The following is a 16,198-nucleotide window of genomic DNA, read 5'->3' on the forward strand; positions in this document are numbered from 1 at the left end:
CGGTGGTGTCGCGGGAGGGTGGCGAGATCGAGAGGTCATTGCGAGCAGGGTTCTGCCTGTTCTGCGCAGCAGAGTGACAAGGGCTGGGCGCGTTCGGATTGTCAGTATGCTCCGAGATTTTGCGCGTACCCGGTCTCGGGCGGATACTCATCCCATCCGCGCCGCCCTTCTCGGCCGGGGAATCGACATGCACAGCACCCCTGTTCTCGCCCCTGACACGACCATCGCCATCGTCGGCGCCGGTCGTCTCGGCGGCGTTCTCGCCCGGGCCCTGCGTGCAGCGGGCTTCGGCGTCCTCGGCCCGCTTCGTCGCGACGACCGGATGCCGGATGCCGATCTCGCGCTGCTCTGCGTTCCCGATTCGGCGATCGCAGCCGTGGCCTTCGCCGCGCGACCGCATGCTCGACTCGTCGCGCATGTCTCAGGTGCGACGCCGCTCGCCGACGTCGACTTCAGCATCCACCCGCTGCAGACCTTCACCGGCACCGAGACGCCCGAGGTCTTCCGCGGAATCGGCGTCGCGGTCGACGCCCGCACACCAGAGGCGCTCGCGGTGGCCGAGCAGCTCGCCACAGCGCTCGGTGCGACACCCTTCCGCGTCGACGACGCCCACCGCGCGGCGTATCACGCGGCCGCATCCTTCGCCTCGAACTTCGTGCTCACGGTGCTCGACGCCGCCGAGCGCCTCGCGGCTCCCTCCGGGCTGGATCGCGCCCACCTCGCACCGCTCGTGCAGCAGACGGTCGACAACTGGGTGGCGTCCGGCGCGGCATCCGCCCTCACCGGTCCGATCGCTCGCGGCGACGAGGCGACCGTCGCGCGGCAGCGCGCAGCATCCGCCGACGTCGCCGACCTCTTCGATGCACTCGCCACCGCCACCCGAGCGGTCGCCGACAGAAAGCCCCGGTCATGAGAATCCTCCGTACGATCGCCGAGGTGCGCACCGCGGTTCGAGACGCCCGCGCTGACGGCGGGACTGTCGGGCTCGTCCCGACCATGGGCGCCTTCCACGAGGGGCACCTCTCGCTCATGCGCGCGGCGAGGGCGCAGAACGACCTCGTCGTCGTCTCGCTCTTCGTCAATCCGACCCAGTTCGCCGCGAACGAAGACCTCAGCACCTACCCGCGCGACGAAGCGCGTGACGCCGCGCTCGCCGAAGCCGAGGGTGTCGACATCCTCTTCGCCCCCGAGCCGGCCGAGATCTACCCCGACGGCTTCGCCACGAACATTCACGTGGCGGGCATCACCGAGGTGCTCGACGGCGCGAGCCGCGGCCCCCACCACTTCGACGGCGTCGCGACCGTCGTCACGAAGCTGTTCGGCATCGTGCAGCCCGACGTCGCGTACTTCGGGCAGAAGGATGCGCAGCAGGTGCTCGTCGTCCGCCGGGTCGTGCGTGACCTGAACCTCGATGTGCGCATCGAGGCGTGCCCCATCGTCCGCGAACCCGACGGACTCGCCATGAGCTCGCGCAACGTGTACCTCGACGCGGATGCACGCGCCCAGGCGACCGCGCTGAACCGCGCGCTCGACGCGGCGGATGCCGCGCACCGTTCGGGCGACGGCGATGGCGACGGCGATGGCGATGGCATCCTGTCCGCTGCCCGGGATGTTCTCGCCGAGGCGGGAATCGACGTCGAGTACCTGGAACTCCGGGATGCCGAGACGCTTCAGCCCGTCACCCGCATCGACCGCGACGCCCTGCTGCTCGTCGCCGCCCGTGTCGGCGCCGCCCGATTGATCGACAACCATCTGCTGAGAGGGTTCACGCCATGAGCGCCCACGCCGCCCCGACGAAGCGACTGACCCTGCGCGATCTCGACGCCAAGAAGCATGCCGGCGAGCCGATCGTCATGGTCACCGCGTACGACTTCCCGAGTGCGCAGATCGTCGAGGAGGCCAGCGTCGACCTGGTGCTCGTCGGCGATTCGGCCGCGATGACCGTGCTCGGCTACGACAGCACCGTGCCCGTCACGATCGACGAGATGCTGATGCTGACGAAAGCCGTGCGGCGCGGACTCACGAAGCCACTGCTCGTCGGCGACCTGCCCTTCGGTTCGTACGAGGCGTCGGATGAGCTCGCCCTCGCGACCGCGCAGCGCTTCATCAAGGAGGCCGGCGTCGACCTGGTCAAGATCGAGCGCGGCGGCACCACGGTCGACCGTGCTCGAGCGCTCGTGAATGCCGGCATCCCCGTCGTCGGCCATGTCGGACTCACGCCGCAGACTGCGACCTCGCTCGGCGGATACCGCGCCCAGGGACGCACCGCCGAGGCGGCGCTCGCCGTGATCGACGACGCCCTCGCGCTGCAGGATGCCGGAGTCTCGCTGCTCGTGATCGAAGCAGTGCCGTCCGAGGTCGCCGCCGCTCTCGCGCCCCTGCTGCGCATTCCGCTGATCGGCATCGGAGCCGGAGCGGATGCCGACGGCCAGGTGCTCGTCTTCCACGACCTGCTCGGCATCTACGCCGGCGGGGCCGCCAAGTTCGTCAAGCGCTACGCCGATGTGCGCGGTGTGTCCATCGCGGGGGTCGCGGCCTATGCCGACGAGGTGCGAGGCGGGCAGTACCCGGCGCCCGAGCACGGCTACGGGATGCCCGAGGGCGAGGCCGCGCGACTGCGCGACCTGCTCGCGCGGCGGTAGGCGTCGGCCTCCCGGGGCTCGGCGTCCGGGGCTCGGCATCAGGCACTGCTGTCCTTCTCTTGCTGACCTCGTCGATGCGGAGGAGATCTGCGATGCGGAGGGCCGAATCGACGATCCCATCCTCCGGTGCGCTGTTCTCCTCCGCACCGTAGGAGTGCGATGGCTGCCGTGTCGAGGTCTCGAAGCGCGCGCATCACGCATTGTGAAGGAGAAATGCGCTTCCGAAGGAGAGAATCCCGGGATCAGGCCTTCCGAAGCGCAGAACTCCTCCGTTGCGTGCGCATCCGGCTCTGCTGTCTTTCTCGTGCTGGCCATCGTCGATGCGGAGGGCCCTATCGACGATCCCATCCTCCGGTGCGCTGTTCTCCTCCGCACCGCAGGTGCGCTGCGGCCGTCGTGGCGGGGTGCCGCAGCCGTGCGGCCCGCGCGCTGCGAAGGAGAAATGCGCTTCCGAAGGAGGGAATCCCGGGATCAGGCCTTCCGAGGCGCAGAACTCCTCCGTTGGGTGGGTGCGTGGTTGCGTGGGTGTGTGGGTGTGTGGGTGCGTGGGTGCCGCGACGAAAGAGGTCCCCTCACGCCTCCCAGCGCAGGATGTCGCCAGGCTGGCATTCCAGCACTTCGCACAGTGCGTCGAGGGTCGAGAACCGCACGGCTTTCGCCCGCCCGTTCTTCAGCACGGCCAGGTTCGTCGGCGTGATCCCGATGCGCTCGGCCAGCTCGCCGACACCCATCTTGCGTCGCGCCATCATCACGTCGATGTCGACGACGACGGGCATCAGATGACCTCGTTGTCGAGCTCGGACCGCAGCGCCTGCGCCTCGACATCGCGGTCGATCGCCTGCCGCAGCAGCGCCTTCATCACCACGACCAGCAGGGCGACGCCGGCGAGCACCACGCCGGCTCCGCCGATGAGCGCGACGAGACCCGGAGCTGCCGAGCCCGGAGCGAGGATCGCCGCGAGGATCCACAGGAGAGCCGCGGCCACGAGGATCGCGCCGATGATCACGTCGATGTAGCGGAACGACGAGGTCGAGAAGATCGATCCGCGACGCACCTTCGTGAGCAGCAGCCACACGCAGATGCCGAAGACCTGCAGAGTGCCGACCCCGAGGACGACGATCGACACGAAGGCGATCCGTCCCCACAGCTCTTCGTCGGCGAGGTCGAGCCACAGCAGCGGCACGATGAGCGCCTGCACGGCCACGGATCCGACCAGCGCCAGCGCGATCACGACCCGCAGCACGATGATCGTCGACTTCGCCATGACTCCACCTCTCATCGAACAACAGCAGAAATCTATCGTTAATCGTTCGATTGAGCAAGGTGGATGTGCGGGGCGCGTTCGATGCGGAGGAGATCTGCGGAAGGGAGGATCAACTTCGCGAGTTCGTCCTCCGGTGCGCAGATCTCCTCCGTTACGCAGATCTGCTCCGGATGCCGGGGCCGGGCGCGCTCGGAAGGAGATCGCGCCTAGCGAAGGAGATATCGGCGACATCCCTCCTTCGAGGCGAGAGATTTCCCTCGCAGTGGGGGTGGGTGCCGGCGCCGCGCGCTCGGAAGGAGATCGCGCATAACGAAGGAGGTGTCGGCGGCATCCGTCCTTCGGGGCGAGAGATCTCCTTCGTACTGGGGGTGGATGCGGGAGGGCAGCGCGCGCTCGGAAGGAGATCGCGGCTACCGAAGGAGGTGTCGCCGTCATACCTCCTTCGAGGCAAGAGATTTCGCTCGCGGTGGGGGTGGATGCCGGAGGGCAGCACGCGCTCGGAAGGAGATCGCGTCTACCGAAGGAGGTGTCGGCGGTATCTCTCCTTCGGAGTGAGAGATCTCCTTCGCAGGCACTGTGATGCCGGAGGCAGCGCGCGCTCGGAAGGAGATCGCGTCTACCGAAGGAGGTGTCGGCGGCATCTGTCCTTCGGCGCGAGAGATCCCCTTCGGCGCGAGAGATCCCCTTCGCAGTGAGAGACCTCCTCCGGCGCGAGAGATCTCCTCCACACAGAGAGCAGCTACTCCGCCCGACGCACCCGCAGCACCAGTGCGATGAGCGCGAGCGCGATGACCGCGACGCCGTACCCGACGCACACGGCGCCGAGTCCGAAGACTCCGACGAGGATCCCTGCGACGACTGCGGGCACGCCGAAGGCGAGGTAGGCGAGCAGGTAGATCACGGCGAACGTGTCGGCGCGGTCGGTCGGGGGGATGCGGGGTGCGAGTGAGGCGACGACTCCCGAGAAGGCGGTGCCGAATCCCATGCCGGTCACGGCGGTCGCGGCGAGGTAGAACGGAAGCGACCCGGTCGCGAGCGCCCAGAGCGACAGCGCGGTGCCGACGGCGAGGGCCGCGGTGCCGAAGATCACCGAGGTGCGTGGGCGCCGGTTGCGGAAGAGGAATGCGGTGACCGCGCCGACGCCGGCCAGCATCGCGACCGCGAGTCCCTGCCAGACGTGCGCCTCACCGCCGAGCTGGGTGCGCACGATGTTCGCGCCGAGTGAGAGGAAGAGCCCACCCGTCGCCCAGCCGGCGATGATCGCGGGGGCTCCGCGCCAGAAGTCCGAGCGGATGCCGGCCGGCACCGACAGTCGGAAGCTCAGCGACGCGAGTGCTCCCGGCCGCAGCGGAGCGGTCTCGGGTGCCAGGAAGAAGAGCCCCGCGAGCACGATGTGCACGGCGGTCAGGGGTGCGAAGACGTCGAGCAGCGGCTGTCCGGTCACGTCCAGTGCGATGCCCGAGACGAGCGCGCCGAGGGCGAGGCCGATTCCGGGGCTGAGCGCGTTCCACAGTGCGGCGACCCTCGAACGGCCACCGGGGGCGAGGTCGAGCGCGGCGGCCGAGAGGGCTGCGATGAGCACGCCACTCGCCGCACCCTGCAGGATGCGGGCGAGCATGAGCGTGGCGACCGTATCGGCATGCCAGAACAGCACCATGCTCGCGGCGAGCACCAGGAGACCGCCGATCGCGACCGGTCGCCGCCCGACATGGTCGGAGAGCGAGCCTGCGGTGAGCAGGGCGAGCAGCAGGGCGACCGCGTAGACGGCGAAGACGGCGCTGATGACGATCGCGTCGAATCCGATCTCTGCGGCGAGCACGGGGTAGAACGGCGATGGCGCACTCGCGCCCATCATCATCGCGATCTGCGTCACGACGGCCAGCGCGAAGCCGAAACGCGGGCGACGGATCCGAGATGCGGTCGCGGTCGTGTCGATCGGTGACGTGGTGGTCATGAGTGCTCCCGCGGTATCGGTTCGAGATTCATCGAACTATCGGAGCGTACTCGCGATCCCGCGATTGTTCAACTATTCTCGAACCATGCCTGGCGAACTCCCGCACCCCGAGCGATCCGAGATCCAGCTCACCGACGTGCTCTTCGCCCTCAGCGACCCCGAGCGTCTGGCGATCGCGCGACAGCTCGCCGACGGCCCGCTCGACATGGCGGAATGCCACGCGACCGACCCGAACCTGCCGAAGTCCACCAAGTCGCATTTCATGAAGGTGCTGCGCGAAGCGGGCGTGATCCGCAACGAGCCCAACGGCCGGCGACGGATGCTGACGCTGCGCCGCGCAGAGCTCGACGAGCTGTTCCCCGGCCTGCTGGAGTCCGTGCTGCGTTCGTGACCCGCAACAGCCCAGGCGAGAGCCCACCGCCTCAGCGGAAGTGCGACGCGCCGTTCAGGTCGAGCACCGTGCCCGATGCCCACACCGCGGTCGGCGAGGTGAGATAGGCGACGGCATCCGCGACCTCTTCGGGCGTGCCCACCCGGCCGAACGGACTCTGACCGCGGATGCTGTCGCCCTGCTCTCCCTCGAGCTTCGCCGTCTGCCGGTCTGTCGCCACCATTCCCGGAGCGACCGAGGTGACCGAGATGCCGTGGGGTGCGAGCACCAGCGCCATCGACTGCCCGAACGCCTGCAGTCCTGCCTTGGTCGCGGCGTACGCGGGGTGGTCGGCCTCTCCGCGGAACGCGCCGCGTGACCCGATGTTGACGATCGATCCGCCGCTGCCCCGCTCGATCATGTGCTGAGCGACGAGCATCGTGACGTTCGAAGCGCCGAGCAGGTTCACCGAGGCCATGGCAGACCAGGCGCGCTGCCACTCGGCATACGTCGTCGAGTCGACGCGATGCTCGTTCGCCGCGCTCGGGGCCACGGCTGCATTGTTCACCAGGATGTCGAGTGAACCCAGGGCTGTGATGCCCTCCTCGACCACGCGCTGCGCCTCCGCCGGATCCCCGAGGTCGCCGCCCACGATCGCATGGTCCGAGCCTTCGAGTGAGGCGAGGGTCTCTTCCGCGGACGCGCGATCACGGCCGTAGTGCACGACGACCCGGTCGCCCCGTCGGGCGAAGGCCTGCGCCACTGCGCGGCCGATGCCGCGCGAGCTGCCCGTGATCAGCGCATGCGCCATCTCAGGACGCGACCCGCGTGCGACCGACCGCATGCACCGCCGGCTCGATCTCGGACCACACCGAATCCAGCGAGAGGTGCAGCACGCCGGCGATCGCGGCGATGGTCGAGAAGGCGGGGGTCGCCACGCGACCCGACTCGATCTTGCGCAGGGTCTCGGGCGAGACTCCCGCCTCGAGGGCGACGCTCAGCATCGATCGCTCACCGCGCGCTCGCCGCAGCAGCGCGCCGAGGCGCTCGCCCCGCTCGACCTCGGCGGGAGTCAGGGGCATCCGAACCATCATGTGCCCATTGTAATACCGGGATAGTATTACCGGGATAGTTATTGGAACGACTGACGGCGAGCTGTGGAGAACCCCATGATCGAGATCCTGAACCGCGACGAACTGGCTCGTGCACGAGACGCGGGCGCCCTCGTCGGCGGCATCCTCCAGTCCCTCAAGGAGCGAGCCGCGGTCGGGGTGAACCTGCTCGACCTCGACCGCTGGACGAAGCAGATGATCGAGGATGCCGGTGCGCAGTCCTGCTACGTCGATTACGCCCCCTCCTTCGGCCGGGGGCCCTTCGGCCACTACGTCTGCACTGCCGTGAACGACGCGGTGCTGCACGGGATGCCGCACGACTACGCCCTCCTCGACGGCGACCTTCTCACTCTCGACCTCGCCGTCACGCTCCGGGGGATCTCAGCGGATGCCGCCGTCAGCTTCGTGGTCGGCGACGGTGCGGCATCCGCCGACCTCGACATGATCGACGCGACCGAGCGTGCGCTGGCCGCCGCGATCGCCGCAGCCCGACCCGGCGCGCGCATCGGCGACCTCTCCCACGCGATCGGCACGGTGCTCGGCGACGCGGGCTACCCGATCAATCTCGAGTTCGGCGGCCATGGCATCGGTTCGACGATGCACCAGGATCCGCACGTCGCGAACGACGGACGCCCCGGCCGCGGCTACAGACTGCGCCCCGGCCTGCTGCTCGCACTGGAACCGTGGGTGATGGCCGACACCGACCGGCTGGTCACCGACGACGACGGCTGGACGCTGCGCAGTGCGACCGGATGCCGCACAGCCCACACCGAGCACACCATCGCCATCACCGAGACCGGGGCCGAGGTGCTCACGCTGCCGCGCTGACCCTCGTCACTTCGTGCGCGAGCCGCTCCGCACCCGACGCACAGCGCGGCCGGCCAGGTCCTTGAGCCGGCCGCCGGGGTACTGCCTGCGCAGCTCGACGGCGCCGCCGCGTCCCGCGACCGGCGTGCACGTGCGCCCGGCGAGCAGGGGAGAGCGTCCCGCGGCGGCGAGCGTCGCAGCATCCGCTCGGAGGGGGACGTCGAAGGTCCACCCCGCCCGTCGCACGGTCACGAAGAGCTTCGCCCCGCGCGACTCGTCGTCGGGTCGGAACACCTTCAGCGGGTCGATCGCGATGCGGAGGGAGTCGAGGCTGCGCGGGTGCAGGTTCGCCACACGACGCTCGATCGCCGCGGCCTTGTCGCGCCACACCAGCTCGACGTGATCGTTGGACATCTCCCGCTTGGCTTCGAGAAGACCGGTCGGAAGGCCGTCCATCGCGATCGGCAGTGACGTCATGACGCCCGTGCCCGGCTCGAACTCGAGTGCGTCCTGCCCGTCGCGGGTGATCGAGACATCGACGGTGAGATACAGTCCGCCGCCCCGCGACCACCGTGCCGACGTCACCACCGCCCGGCAGGTGAGCTCGGCCTCGAACCGCGCGAACGTCAGCAGGTCGGCGCGTCGATCGGCTCGCAGCAGTGCGGCCCGGATGCGGTTCGGAAAGGCCAGCCCCCCGTCGACGCCGGGTCCGAAGCGCCGTCGCGCGAGCGGGATGACGACGTCGAGCAGGCGCTGGCGATACTCCTCGGGGTACCCGGCGTACTTCTTGCCCGACACCCGCTTGAGGATCTTGCCGCGGAACCAGTGCCGCAGCAGCCGGTCGCGCAGTCGCCCCGGTTCGGTGTACCGCTCGACGAGATCGAGCACGGCCTCGAGATGCGGGAAGTACGTCTCGGGTTCGATCCGCGACGAACTGGCACTGCCCGCGTGCTTGACCCACGCGTAGCAGGGGCGGCTGGCGAGGATCGAGATCGTCGACGCCTCGAAGTACGCCCTCATCACGAACAGATGGTCTTCGAGGCGCACCTTGCCGTCGGGGAATCGGATGCGCTTCTCGCGCAGGAACGAGGTGCGGAACATCTTGTGCGGCGTCAGCATCTCGAGCAGCGGATCCTCGCCGAGGCGCGCACGGGGGATGTCGCGGCGGAAGATGCGACTCGGAAGCCGCCGGCCGATGCCGACCTCCCTGCCGACCACGACATCGGATGCATGCTCGTCGGCGTAGTCGCAGAGCGCCTCGAGGGCGCCGTCGTAGAGCCAGTCGTCCTGATCGACGAACTGGATGTACGTGCCGCGCGCATCGTCGATCCCGTGGTTGCGCGGCGTTCCCGGCCACCCCGAATGCGGCAGATACGCGACGCGCACGTAGGGACGATCACGCGCGATCTCGACCAGTCGAGCCGCCGTCTCTTCACCGGAGCCGTCGTCGCAGAGCAGCACCTCGAACCGGCCGTGATCGAGCGTCTGCCGATCGAGAGACGCGATGAGCTCGTCGAATGCCGCTCCCGGACGGAACACGGGAACGACGACGCTCACTCTGATCGAAGTGGACGGTGGGGAAACGGCAGGGGAAGACGACATCGACGGCAGTCAAACATCGTCGGCTATGGAGCGCACGGGGCTTGCTTTCAGCGCCGTGTGCGTGCAGTGCGTGCGGCGTGTGCGTGCTGTGCGTGTCAGTGGGATCGTGCGTGGACCGCCGCGCGGCCACGGAGGAAGCCGATGACGCCGTCGTCGTCGGCGAGCGCGATCGCCCGCGCGTAGGCCTCACCGGCATCCTGTCCGGCCTCGGCGAGCAGCCCCGCTCGAGCCGCCCAGTACGGCTGGAATCCCTCTGCATGGGCCGGGAGCGCGGCGAGGCCCGCCTCCGCTCCGTCGATGCGCGCGGTGACGACGGCGGCCGCGACCCGGGCACCGAGGGTCGGAGCGACCGCGAGAAGCGCGGCGTACAGCATCCGCAGCGAGTCCCAATCGGTTGCCCCGTGCGCAGCCGGTCGCAGTGCACCGCCTGGATCGCCGCCTCGAGTTGGAATCGTCCCGGCGCACCGGTCGGCCGCGCTCGCCGCAGGTACGCCTCGCCCTCGGCGATCAGGGCCGCATCCCAGGTCTGAGGATCCTGCTCGTCGAGGGGGATGAACTCGCGAGAGCGCCGCGCGAGAGTCAGCGTCGTGAGGGCGGCCAGCCCCCACGCCTCGGGCTCGTCCTCGAGAAGACCCGCCAGAGTGGCGGCCAGGTACTGCGCCTCGCCCGCCATCGACTCGGCGTCGCCGCGCCAGGTGAGCGCGGCGCATCCGTAGACCGCCTCCAGCACAGCGGGCAATCGTTCGGGCATCGAGCGGCGGTCCGGAATCGCGAACGGGATGCGGGCATCTCTGATGCGTCGCTTCGCCCGCACCAGGCGCTGTGCCATCGCCGTCGCCGGAACGGCGAACGCGCGCGCGACCTCGGCCGCCTCGAATCCGAGCACGGTCTGGAGCATGAGCGGGGCGCGCACGGCCGGGTCGATCGCCGGATGCGCGCACACGAACAGCAGCTCGAGTCGCTTGTCGCCGATCGCGAGCGGATCGTGGTCGGCGAGCGGATCGACGCGAGCGCTCTCCTCGGCGAGGGGAGCGGATGCCGTCGCCGCGGCCGACTTCCACATATCGCGCAGCCTGTTCCTCGCCACGGTCATCAACCACCCTTCCGGGTTGTCGGGCACTCCGGCATCCGGCCAGCGCCGCAGCGCCTCTTCGAACGCTCCCGCAAGGGAGTCCTCGGCGAGTGCGAGGTCGCCGGACCGCGCCGCGAGCAGCGCGACCAGCCGGCCGTAGGAGGTCCGCGCCGCACTCTCTGCAGCGGCCCGGACCCCCTCGGGGATCATCGGTTCGGAGTCCAGACGCCGTCGACCGTGAACACGGCACCCGGGCGGATCTCGACCGCACCCCAGAACGCCGGCGGGGCCTGGCGGGCGAATCCGATCGCGGCATCCAGGTCGGGCACGTCGATGACGACCGTGCCGCCGAGCTGCTCTTTCGTGTCGGCGAACGGGCCGTCCTGCACCTGCAGCGCGTCATCGCGCACGCGAACGGTGGTGCTGACGGCCGACGGCTGCAGGACCTCGGCCGAGACGAGCACCCCTGCCGACTGCAGGGTGGTGGCGTAGCTCGCGAATGCGGCCTGGCCCTCTGCGAGCGCCTCGGCGCCCAGAGTCTCGGCATCGAGCTCTTCGTAGTGCAACAGCAGTGTGTAGCGCATGTCTCTTCCTCACTGTTCGACGGTCAGCGTACAGAGAGATGACGATCGAGCAGCAGGTCGATCGACACATCCGCCGAAGTTCGCCTTCCGCGCCGAGACTCCCACCCCACATTCAGCCTTAACGATATATCGTTGACTATCGCTCACCACTTCCGGGAGGTCATCATGAACAACGCATTCCCCTCGAACCCGTTCGGCGGATCCGGCTTCGGCTCGGGCCAGGGCGGACCCGCATCCGCGATCTTCGATGCCATGGAGCAGCTCCGCAAGTCCTTCGAGCAGCGCCCCAGCGGCGGCTCGCGCATGGCGAAGGGCGACGTCCGCACCGCGGTGCTGTCGCTGCTCACCGAGAAGCCGATGCACGGCTACCAGATCATCAACGAGATCGCCGATCGCAGCGGCGGATCGTGGAAGCCGAGCGCAGGCTCGGTCTACCCCACCCTGCAGCTGCTGGCCGACGAGGGCCTGATCGAGGCTCAGGAGCAGAACGGTCGCAAGACCTACTCGCTCACCGAGGCCGGCCGCGCCGTCGCCGCCGAGCACACCGAGACCCCCGCTCCGTGGGAGTCGCAGTCGAAGAGCGAGGGCTCGCACGACAACCCCCGCTACAGCGCACTGCCCAAGGCGGGCGTCGACCTCGCGGCGGCAGCCGCGGCCGTCGGTCGCAGCGGCAGCACCGAGCAGGTGCAGCAGGCGGTCGAGATCCTCGACGAGGCCCGCCGTAGGCTGTACTCGATCCTCGCTCAGGACTGATCGCACACGACACAGGGACGACACATGACGGATGCTGCGGCGCAGGGCGCCCATCGTGCCCGGTACCGCCGCATCCTGTCGTTCGCGGCGCGCGAGTTCCTCAAGGTCTGGTGGTTCGAGCTCGTGCTGCCGCGCTTCGGCATGAGCTCGATCGCCGAGCGCACCCGGGCGCCGCGCATGCAGCGCTTCGCGAAGCGGTTCCACGTGCTCGCGGTCGAACTCGGCGGCCTCATGATCAAGGTCGGGCAGTTCATGTCGTCACGCCTCGACGTGCTGCCGCCCGAGATCACGAAGGAGCTCGAGGGACTGCAGGACGAGGTCCCGGCCGTGCCGTTCGCCGACATCCGCGCGGCCGCCGAGGCCGAACTCGGCCGTCCGCTCGCGGAGGCCTACGCCTGGTTCGATGAGACGCCGGTGGCTGCGGCATCCCTCGGCCAGGCGCACCGGGCCCGCCTCTCCGCACAGGATGCCGTCGACACCGGTCTCGGCGACGTCGTCGTCAAGGTGCAGCGCCCCGGCATCGACGAGATCGTCGCGGTCGACCTCGCGGCACTCCGCCGCGTCGCCCGCTGGGCGATGCGCGTCCGACTGGTCGCCGATCGGGTCGACGCTCCCGGCCTCGTCGAGGAGTTCGCGCAGACCAGCCTCGAGGAGATCGACTACCTGCACGAGGCCGCCAGCGCCGAGCGCTTTCGTGAGAACTTCGCCGGCGACCCGCGCGTCAGCGCCCCCGAGATCGTCTGGGAGCGGTCGACCCGGCGCGTGCTCACGCTCTCGGACGTCACCGCGATCAAGATCAACGACACGGATGCTCTGCGGGCAGCCGGCATCGATCCGGCCGAGGTCGCCGATGTGTTCGCCGAGGTCATGTTCGACCAGGTGTTCACGCACAGCTTCGTGCACGCCGACCCGCACCCGGGCAACATCTTCGTGACACCGGAGGCCGACTCGACGACCGGCCGCAACTTCCGCCTCACCTTCATCGACTTCGGGATGATGGCCGAGGTGCCCGACAACCTCCGCGACGGTCTGCGCACCCTGCTGATCGCGGTCGCCGGTCGCGACAGTCGAGGCCTGGTCACAGCGGCCCAGGAGATCGGCGTGCTGCTGCCCTCCGCCGACACCGCCGAGCTCGAGCGGGCGCTCCGCGCGCTGTTCGCCCGCTTCGGCGGCATGGGCTTCGCAGAGCTCAGCAAGGTCGACCCTCGGGAGTTCACCGACTTCGCCGACGAGTTCGGCGACATGGTGCGCTCGCTTCCGCTCCAGCTGCCCGAGAACATGCTGCTGCTCATCCGTGCGGTGTCGCTGACTTCGGGCATGTGCTCGAGCCTCGACCCGTCGTTCAACGTGTGGGACGCCGCCGAGCCCTACGCCGGCCGCCTGCTGCGCGACGAGTCGGGCAACCTCATGCAGGACATGGCGCAGCAGGCCATGGAGACCGCCGCCGTCACCTACCGCCTGCCGAAGCGGATCGACGCGATCATCACCCGCGTCGACGACGGCAACGTCACCTTCGACACCTCGGCCCTCGAGCGCCGCCTCGACCGGCTCGAGGGCATCGCCCGCCGCATCGGATCGGGCGTGCTGTTCGCCGCGATGCTCGTCGGAGGCGCGCTGCTCGTCACGCCGCTGCCGCCGCTCGGCATCACCCTCATCTGCGTCTCGGCGCTGCCCCTGCTGCACTCGGTGTTCGGCGGTCGTCGCTCGCGCTGATGCGCCCGGAGTGCTCGCGCTGATGCGCCCTGGTGCTCGCGCTGACGCGTCCTGGTGCTCGCGCTGATGCGCCCGGAGAACCCGGAGCATCCGGCATCCGCCCGGCGTGTACGGCCCCGGAGCGCCGCGGATCGACCCGTTCATCTGGCCTTTCCGTCCAGGTCGCAGAATGCCGGCATGGGAGAATGGGTTCTCATGGACACTCCGGACGAGAAGACGCCCACGAGGAACGACCCTCCGAAGACCTCCACCGCCGCGATCAGGCAGGCCGCGAAGGCCACCGAGACCGCGCAGAAGATCGTGCGCGACATCGCCGCGGTTCCGCCGCGCGGCGTTCACCCGGCGCTCGTGCCCGGCGTCTCGGTCGAAGAGACCGGACGCACCTACCGCACCGATCCGCTCGTCTTCGGCATCGCCGTCGCGCTGACCCTCGCGTTCATCGCGTGGGGCGTGTTCGCGGGTGACAACCTCTCGGGCACGACCTCGACCGTGCTCGGGTGGGTCGTCGAGTACTTCGGCTTCTTCTTCACTACGATCGCCACCGTCATCCTGGTCTTCATGCTCTTCGTCGGCTTCAGCCGCTACGGACGCATTCCCCTGGGCCGCGACGACGAAGAGCCCGAATTCTCGATGTTCTCGTGGATCTCGATGCTCTTCGCCGCCGGAATGGGCATCGGTCTCGTCTTCTGGGGCGCCGCCGAGCCGCTCACCTTCTTCGAGAACCCGCCGCCCGGAACGGTCGAGGCGAACACCCTCGAGGCCATGCACACGGCGCAGGCGCAGGTGCTCTACCACTGGGGCCCGCAGGCGTGGGCCTTCTACGCGCTGGTCGGCGGCGCGATCGCGTACGGGGCGTTCCGTCGTGGCCGCACGCCCCTGATCTCGTCGATCTTCGCGCCGCTGCTCGGCGAGGGCCGCACCACCGGACCCCTCGGTCGCACGATCGACATCTTCTCGATCATCGTCACCCTCTTCGGCACCGCCGCGTCACTCGGCCTGGGAGCCCTGCAGATCGGCCACGGCGTCGAGATCGTCAGCGGCATCGGCGAGCTCGGCAACGGCGTGCTCATCGCGGCCATCGCCGTGCTCACCGCCTGCTTCATCGCCTCGGCGGTCTCGGGCGTCTCGAAGGGCATCCGCGCGCTGTCGAACATCAACGCGGTCGTCGCGCTGCTGCTCGCATTCTTCGTCTTCTTCGTCGGACCGACGCTGCTGATCCTCAACGTCATCCCCTCGGTCGCCGTGCAGTTCCTCGGTGACCTGCCCGAGATGGTCGCGCGGTCGGCGTCGCAGGGCGACGAGGCGCAGATGTTCCTGTCGAGCTGGACGATCTTCTACTGGGCATGGTGGATCTCCTGGTCGCCGTTCGTGGGCATGTTCATCGCCAAGATCTCGCGGGGCCGCACGCTGCGCCAGTTCGTCTCCGTCGTCATCCTGGTTCCGGCCGCGATCTCGCTCATCTGGTTCGCGATCTTCGGAACCACGGCGATCCAGCAGCAGATGAACGGGGCAGGGCTCACGGTCGACCCGCCCGAAGAGGTGCTCTTCGGCGTGCTCGAGAACCTGCCGTTCCCGCTGATCACCAGCATCGTGCTCATCCTGCTGATCTCGATCTTCTTCATCACCGGCGCCGATTCGGCCTCGCTCGTCATGGGGACGCTCTCGCAGCAGGGCCGCCCCGAGCCGTCGCGCTGGGTCGCCGTCGTCTGGGGAGTCCTGGTCGGAGTGATCGCGGCGGTGCTGCTCGTCACCGGCGAAGAGGGCAGCGGCCTGAAGTCGCTGCAGAACGTCACGATCATCGCGGCGCTGCCGTTCGCGGTGATCATGGCCTTCATGATGGTCGCGTTCATGAAGGATCTGCGACGCGACCCCATGATCCTGCGCGAGCGCTATGCCCGCATGGCCGTTCGCCACAGCGTCATGGCCGGACTCGAGGAGTACGGCGACGACTTCGCGCTCGTGCCTGTCGAGTACGACCACTCCGAAGACGACCTCGCCTGGATCGATGAGGCCGACGTCGACGACAGCCTCGCCGAGGTCTACGCGACCGCGACCGAGGCGATCGACATCATCCCCAACGCCGGTGGTGGCGCTGCGGATGCCGATGCCGATGCCGGCGACGCGAGTGCGGCCGGCGATGCGAGTGCGACCGGCGACGCGAGTGCGGCCGGCGATGCGAGTGCGGGTGCGGCCGCGGACGCCGGGTCGGATGACGGGGGCGACCCTGCGGGCCTCGCCGAGCGTCCTTCCTGACGTCAGTCGCATTGTTGACCCCGCCCGCGCCGCCCCGGCCCGGTGCGGGGTCAGTAACGCATCCGAATCGGC

Annotated in this window: 16 protein-coding genes and 1 pseudogene; 8 read left to right on the forward strand and 9 right to left on the reverse strand. The window is 69.2% G+C overall.

All coding sequences use genetic code 11. The features are described from left to right. The first annotated feature begins 187 nt into the window (after positions 1 to 187). The 3 genes from BMW26_RS01145 to panB are packed head-to-tail and all read left to right on the forward strand — an operon-like array spanning position 188 to position 2,642. Positions 188 to 913, forward strand: a complete 726-nt coding sequence (locus BMW26_RS01145) for a DUF2520 domain-containing protein (RefSeq protein ID WP_072590521.1) — start codon at positions 188 to 190, stop codon at positions 911 to 913. Further along, a complete protein-coding gene (gene panC, locus BMW26_RS01150; protein ID WP_072590522.1) occupies positions 910 to 1,776 on the forward strand; it encodes a pantoate--beta-alanine ligase in 867 nt (288 codons plus the stop codon). The genes BMW26_RS01145 and panC overlap by 4 nt, the downstream gene beginning before the upstream one ends. Beyond that, positions 1,773 to 2,642: a 3-methyl-2-oxobutanoate hydroxymethyltransferase gene (gene panB / locus BMW26_RS01155; protein WP_072590523.1), complete on the forward strand. Its 870-nt coding sequence runs from the start codon at positions 1,773 to 1,775 to the stop codon at positions 2,640 to 2,642. Before panC ends, panB begins: the two co-directional genes overlap by 4 nt. A gap of 572 nt (positions 2,643 to 3,214) precedes the next feature. Here the strand turns inward: panB and BMW26_RS01160 are convergent. The 3 genes from BMW26_RS01160 to BMW26_RS01170 all read right to left on the reverse strand — a co-directional run bounded on the left by BMW26_RS01160 (position 3,215) and on the right by BMW26_RS01170 (position 5,860). Next, positions 3,215 to 3,418, reverse strand: coding sequence for a helix-turn-helix domain-containing protein (locus tag BMW26_RS01160; RefSeq protein ID WP_042540715.1), 204 nt, complete (start codon positions 3,416 to 3,418; stop codon positions 3,215 to 3,217). Further along, entirely contained in the window at positions 3,418 to 3,906 is a 489-nt protein-coding gene (locus BMW26_RS01165; protein ID WP_053098445.1) for a DUF2975 domain-containing protein, read from the reverse strand. The genes BMW26_RS01160 and BMW26_RS01165 overlap by 1 nt, the downstream gene beginning before the upstream one ends. A 739-nt stretch (positions 3,907 to 4,645) precedes the next feature. Beyond that, positions 4,646 to 5,860: an MFS transporter gene (locus BMW26_RS01170; RefSeq protein WP_072590524.1), complete on the reverse strand. Its 1,215-nt coding sequence runs from the start codon at positions 5,858 to 5,860 to the stop codon at positions 4,646 to 4,648. An 85-nt stretch (positions 5,861 to 5,945) separates the two neighbouring features. On the opposite strand from BMW26_RS01170, the gene BMW26_RS01175 reads away from it, so the two are divergent. Continuing rightward, complete coding sequence (locus BMW26_RS01175; RefSeq protein WP_053098447.1) at positions 5,946 to 6,251, forward strand: ArsR/SmtB family transcription factor; 306 nt, start codon at positions 5,946 to 5,948, stop codon at positions 6,249 to 6,251. 31 nt (positions 6,252 to 6,282) lie between these two features. Here BMW26_RS01175 and BMW26_RS01180 read toward each other — a convergent pair whose 3' ends face one another. Together BMW26_RS01180 and BMW26_RS01185 are read right to left on the reverse strand one after the other, a co-directional pair. Further along, entirely contained in the window at positions 6,283 to 7,041 is a 759-nt protein-coding gene (locus BMW26_RS01180; RefSeq protein WP_198032362.1) for an SDR family NAD(P)-dependent oxidoreductase, read from the reverse strand. 1 nt (position 7,042) lies between these two features. Beyond that, on the reverse strand, positions 7,043 to 7,321 hold the full coding sequence (locus BMW26_RS01185; RefSeq protein WP_072592179.1) for a helix-turn-helix domain-containing protein: 279 nt from the start codon (positions 7,319 to 7,321) through the stop codon (positions 7,043 to 7,045). Positions 7,322 to 7,399: 78 nt separating this feature from the next. On the opposite strand from BMW26_RS01185, the gene map reads away from it, so the two are divergent. After that, a complete protein-coding gene (gene map / locus BMW26_RS01190; protein ID WP_072590525.1) occupies positions 7,400 to 8,170 on the forward strand; it encodes a type I methionyl aminopeptidase in 771 nt (256 codons plus the stop codon). A 6-nt stretch (positions 8,171 to 8,176) separates the two neighbouring features. Here the strand turns inward: map and BMW26_RS01195 are convergent, their stop codons facing one another. The 4 genes and pseudogenes from BMW26_RS01195 to BMW26_RS01205 all read right to left on the reverse strand — a co-directional run bounded on the left by BMW26_RS01195 (position 8,177) and on the right by BMW26_RS01205 (position 11,407). Then, positions 8,177 to 9,706 (reverse strand): glycosyltransferase family 2 protein, encoded by a 1,530-nt coding sequence (locus BMW26_RS01195; RefSeq protein WP_053098449.1) that lies wholly within the window; start codon positions 9,704 to 9,706, stop codon positions 8,177 to 8,179. Positions 9,707 to 9,846: 140 nt separating this feature from the next. After that, entirely contained in the window at positions 9,847 to 10,125 is a 279-nt protein-coding gene (locus tag BMW26_RS17850; RefSeq protein WP_232224576.1) for a hypothetical protein, read from the reverse strand. Positions 10,126 to 10,286: 161 nt separating this feature from the next. Beyond that, positions 10,287 to 11,033, reverse strand: a pseudogene (locus BMW26_RS18070) (DUF6596 domain-containing protein); the annotation flags it as partial. Beyond that, complete coding sequence (locus BMW26_RS01205; RefSeq protein WP_072590526.1) at positions 11,030 to 11,407, reverse strand: YciI family protein; 378 nt, start codon at positions 11,405 to 11,407, stop codon at positions 11,030 to 11,032. The gene BMW26_RS01205 and the pseudogene BMW26_RS18070, both read right to left, overlap by 4 nt. Before the next feature lie 165 nt (positions 11,408 to 11,572). Here BMW26_RS01205 and BMW26_RS01210 point away from each other — a divergent pair, with 165 nt between their 5' ends. From BMW26_RS01210 to BMW26_RS01220, 3 genes are all read left to right on the forward strand, one after another. After that, positions 11,573 to 12,160 (forward strand): PadR family transcriptional regulator, encoded by a 588-nt coding sequence (locus BMW26_RS01210; RefSeq protein ID WP_053098452.1) that lies wholly within the window; start codon positions 11,573 to 11,575, stop codon positions 12,158 to 12,160. Positions 12,161 to 12,184: 24 nt separating this feature from the next. Then, positions 12,185 to 13,873 (forward strand): ABC1 kinase family protein, encoded by a 1,689-nt coding sequence (locus BMW26_RS01215; protein ID WP_053098453.1) that lies wholly within the window; start codon positions 12,185 to 12,187, stop codon positions 13,871 to 13,873. A 177-nt stretch (positions 13,874 to 14,050) separates the two neighbouring features. Further along, a complete protein-coding gene (locus BMW26_RS01220) occupies positions 14,051 to 16,126 on the forward strand; it encodes a BCCT family transporter (RefSeq protein WP_232224520.1) in 2,076 nt (691 codons plus the stop codon). Positions 16,127 to 16,198 lie beyond the last annotated feature (72 nt).

The sequence above is a fragment of the Microbacterium sp. 1.5R genome (assembly GCF_001889265.1).
GTDB lineage: Bacteria > Actinomycetota > Actinomycetes > Actinomycetales > Microbacteriaceae > Microbacterium.

Bases quoted from the DNA above. Each gene is read 5' to 3' on its own strand.
- BMW26_RS01215 (WP_053098453.1), top strand. From the start codon at position 12,185: ATGACGGATGCTGCGGCGCAGGGCGCCCATCGTGCCCGGTACCGCCGC.
- BMW26_RS01175 (WP_053098447.1), top strand. From the start codon at position 5,946: ATGCCTGGCGAACTCCCGCACCCCGAGCGATCCGAGATCCAGCTCACC.
- BMW26_RS01205 (WP_072590526.1), bottom strand. From the start codon at position 11,407: ATGCGCTACACACTGCTGTTGCACTACGAAGAGCTCGATGCCGAGACT.
- BMW26_RS01180 (WP_198032362.1), bottom strand. From the start codon at position 7,041: ATGGCGCATGCGCTGATCACGGGCAGCTCGCGCGGCATCGGCCGCGCA.
- map (WP_072590525.1), top strand. From the start codon at position 7,400: ATGATCGAGATCCTGAACCGCGACGAACTGGCTCGTGCACGAGACGCG.
- BMW26_RS01160 (WP_042540715.1), bottom strand. From the start codon at position 3,418: ATGCCCGTCGTCGTCGACATCGACGTGATGATGGCGCGACGCAAGATG.
- panB (WP_072590523.1), top strand. From the start codon at position 1,773: ATGAGCGCCCACGCCGCCCCGACGAAGCGACTGACCCTGCGCGATCTC.
- BMW26_RS01165 (WP_053098445.1), bottom strand. From the start codon at position 3,906: ATGGCGAAGTCGACGATCATCGTGCTGCGGGTCGTGATCGCGCTGGCG.
- BMW26_RS01170 (WP_072590524.1), bottom strand. From the start codon at position 5,860: ATGACCACCACGTCACCGATCGACACGACCGCGACCGCATCTCGGATC.
- panC (WP_072590522.1), top strand. From the start codon at position 910: ATGAGAATCCTCCGTACGATCGCCGAGGTGCGCACCGCGGTTCGAGAC.
- BMW26_RS01220 (WP_232224520.1), top strand. From the start codon at position 14,051: ATGGGAGAATGGGTTCTCATGGACACTCCGGACGAGAAGACGCCCACG.
- BMW26_RS17850 (WP_232224576.1), bottom strand. From the start codon at position 10,125: ATGCTGTACGCCGCGCTTCTCGCGGTCGCTCCGACCCTCGGTGCCCGG.
- BMW26_RS01210 (WP_053098452.1), top strand. From the start codon at position 11,573: ATGAACAACGCATTCCCCTCGAACCCGTTCGGCGGATCCGGCTTCGGC.
- BMW26_RS01145 (WP_072590521.1), top strand. From the start codon at position 188: ATGCACAGCACCCCTGTTCTCGCCCCTGACACGACCATCGCCATCGTC.
- BMW26_RS01185 (WP_072592179.1), bottom strand. From the start codon at position 7,321: ATGGTTCGGATGCCCCTGACTCCCGCCGAGGTCGAGCGGGGCGAGCGC.